Raw genomic sequence first — 3,021 nt, 5'->3', positions numbered from 1 at the left:
GCTCACATTAGTACAGGCAAAGGTGATGTGGATGAATTTTGGGCTTTGAATCGGCTTTTGGAATTTTGTGATGCTCAATTACTTCCTGCCAATTCTGAATCACGTTAAGCTAAACATGACCAGTAAACATGACCAGTTGGATTTTTGAGTAGCTATTATCACTTTTATATGGGCACAATTACCAAAGTCGTTGTTTATTCCCTGGGAATTTTCGTTCTCTGTACTACCCCAGCTTTTGCTCAACATACTCAACATAATAGTTCAACTGCCACTAGCCAGCAACAACAGATAGAAACGGTTAATCTACTATCCCTACCGGAGGTATTACCGGAATGGAAAAAAGCCCGGGTTATCTATTTAGGAGAAACTCACAGCAGCCAAAAAGATCATGAGGCGCAGTTAGCGATTATTAAAGCACTAACTCGTGAAAATTCCAAAATTGCGATCGCAATGGAAATGTTCCAGCGCCCAGCTCAAGATATCCTGGATCAATACCTAGCCGGGAAAATTACAGAAGCTGAGTTGGTTAAGCAAAGTGAGTATGAACAACGCTGGGGCTTCCCTTGGGAATATTATGCTCCCCTGGTACGCTTTGCTAAAACTAATCAACTGCCTGTGTTAGCCTTAAATACACCTACTGAGGTCACTCGTAAAGTAGCCCGTAGGGGTTTAGAGAGTTTAACATCTGCTGAGCAGGAACATATTCCCCCATTATCGGAAATTCGCACAGATAATGCTGATTACCGCAACCTGATTCAGGGATTCTACCAACAACATCACCACGCCGGTCATAGCAATAGTCGCAACTTCGACAATTTTTTCACTGCCCAAGTGTTATGGGATGAAACCATGGCAGAGAAGATTGCTTTGTTTGCCCAAGCTAACCCAGATTATCAAGTAGTAGTGATTGCTGGGCAAGGTCATATTATCTATGGCTACGGTATACCCAGTCGGGTTGCTCGACGATTCAATAATCAGTTGGAACAAATTTCCGTTTTGTTGGGTGTTCAGTCAGAGAAACTGGCAGGAGAAAATGCGATCGCAGATTATTTATGGGAACATCTCTTTTGAATTAAGAATGTAGAATGTAGAATGTAGAATTGGGAATTTATAATGTAGAATTGGGAATTTAGAATTTAGAATTGGGAATTGGGAATTGGGAATTGGGAATTTAGAATTTAGAATTGGGAATTGGGAATTGGGAATTTAGAATTCTCCATTCTCCATGCTTAATTCTTAATTCTTAATTCTTAATTCTTAATTCTTAATTCATTCAAATTGTCTTATTCCCAAGAAACTCTACCAAGGGCTTAAACACACTCACTAATTCCGGACGTGCTGCAACTAGAGTCGGAAACGACCGCTCACCGTAATCTTGGCCCACTTGCAAGGGGAAAATTTCCTGAGAATCTAGGGGTACCCAAACTGCCCCAGCTGCGTGAATAATCACCCAAGCTCCAGCAAAATCCCAAATTTTCGGGGTTGCTTCCACTCCTCCTAAGGTGACACCGTTGGCAGTGGCCAGAAAGTTGTAACTGGCAACCCCTAGCATCCGAATTTTGCAGGGGAAGGGTTGCTTCATCACTGAGGTACTACGGGCGCACAGGTTGAAAAAGTGGTTTTGGCTAGGGGAATCCTGGCTGCTGTGGATGGGACGTCCATTGAGAAAAGCACCGTTTTCTACACCGCTGAGCTCCGATTTCCCCAGCCAAAAACCATGAAAAGATTGCTGGACAGGAGCAAAATGAATATAACCAAACACTGGAGTTCCCTGATACAACAAGCCTAAGGAAACCCCCCACAGGGGAATTCCTCTAGTAAAGTTGGTGGTGCCATCAAGAGGGTCAATAATCCAGCACCATTCAGACTCAGGAAATTGGTGGGATGCTTCTTCACTCAGTACGCCATGGCTGGGGAAATCAGATGCGATCGCATCTCTAATTTCTTGATCTGCCCACCTGTCCGCCTGGGTCACTAACGTACCATCGGCTTTTTCGGACCCTTGTACCTGACCAAAGTCCTTAAGGTGCCGATTACCGACACGGTTTGTGGTGTCCTTGGCAAAGTTGAGAATATCTGTCCAAAAATCATTCATATCAAGTCCGGTGGTGCGCGGTACCGGACATGATATCATGGTGTCGTTCTCCGGTAAAAACCACCCATCTACCTTAGTTTGTTGAGTTAGTTTGTGGTTTGTTTAACTCTAGACAATCCCCACAGAGCAGGTCAAAGTTGCCGAATATATTAACTATGTACTATTGCTTAAAGGTTCGTTTCCGTTGAACCTTGGCCAATAGGCCACGCTACGGAACTTGGCAACCCTTCAACTTGCCAACCTTCCCTACTCCCTACTCCCTACTCCCTAAAATCCAGATTGATAAATACGATATGAACTTATTCGGTAGTAATCGGCAAGACTTAGCAATACACAAGTGGCAACATCAGTTAGATCAGTTTGTTAAAGCCAATCAGAAAGAACTAGCTGCACTGGCTTGGGGGCTATTTCTAGAAAAAGGAGAAAGTGATGAGACCCTCGGACTTGACATGAAACCAAAGCCACATTTTGTTTACTGTCCTAGGGAAGCAATAGAGACCCTAAATCGTCAGGTTAATCACCAAATTCAGGAAATTTTGGGAGTGGTGGATGCTCATAAACCTGAGCAAGAAGTTTTGATTATTGGTATTGGTAATGGACAGTTGAAACTGATTCAATTTGAACCTGAACTTTCACCACCGGAGTGCTTTGAGCAAGTTGGTAAAGATGTCGATCAATTATTAGAAGAATTAGAGAAGCATATCAGTGAAACAATAAAGTAGGTATATCAAGTAGGGAGATCAATTCCGGTTAATTACTTCGTTTTTATTCCCCCTACTCCCTACTCCCTACTCCCTACTCCCTACTCCCTAAAATCTTAGACAAAATTACCTCAAACTTTTAGCCAAATTGATAGTGTTTTCTAACATTAGAAAGAATCTTCCAGGTGCAAGACATTCCAGCTGGGAAAGTTACCAAATCTCCTT

General features: G+C 42.8%; 4 protein-coding genes. 2 read left to right on the top strand and 2 right to left on the bottom strand.

The genetic code is table 11. The features are described 5' to 3' along the window. Nucleotides 1–168: 168 nt before the first annotated feature. A complete protein-coding gene (locus tag F6J94_RS32360) occupies nucleotides 169–1,071 on the top strand; it encodes a ChaN family lipoprotein (protein ID WP_293047733.1) in 903 nt (300 codons plus the stop codon). Between the two features lie 202 nt (nucleotides 1,072–1,273). On the opposite strand, the gene F6J94_RS32355 is transcribed toward F6J94_RS32360, so the two are convergent. After that, the gene (locus F6J94_RS32355) at nucleotides 1,274–2,134 is read right to left on the bottom strand and encodes an inositol monophosphatase family protein (RefSeq protein WP_367142310.1); all 861 of its coding nucleotides are present in this window, start codon (nucleotides 2,132–2,134) and stop codon (nucleotides 1,274–1,276) included. A 254-nt stretch (nucleotides 2,135–2,388) separates the two neighbouring features. Here F6J94_RS32355 and F6J94_RS32350 point away from each other — a divergent pair, with 254 nt between their 5' ends. Then, entirely contained in the window at nucleotides 2,389–2,817 is a 429-nt protein-coding gene (locus tag F6J94_RS32350; protein ID WP_293023690.1) for a hypothetical protein, read from the top strand. Between the two features lie 118 nt (nucleotides 2,818–2,935). Here the strand turns inward: F6J94_RS32350 and F6J94_RS32345 are convergent, their stop codons facing one another. Next, nucleotides 2,936–3,013 (bottom strand): cupin domain-containing protein, encoded by a 78-nt coding sequence (locus F6J94_RS32345; RefSeq protein WP_293047736.1) that lies wholly within the window; start codon nucleotides 3,011–3,013, stop codon nucleotides 2,936–2,938. Between the last annotated feature and the right edge of the window lie 8 nt (nucleotides 3,014–3,021).

The sequence above is a fragment of the Moorena sp. SIO1F2 genome, from assembly GCF_010672755.1.
Taxonomy (GTDB): Bacteria; Cyanobacteriota; Cyanobacteriia; order Cyanobacteriales; family Coleofasciculaceae; genus Moorena.
This window is presented reverse-complemented; position numbering and strand designations above follow the sequence as displayed.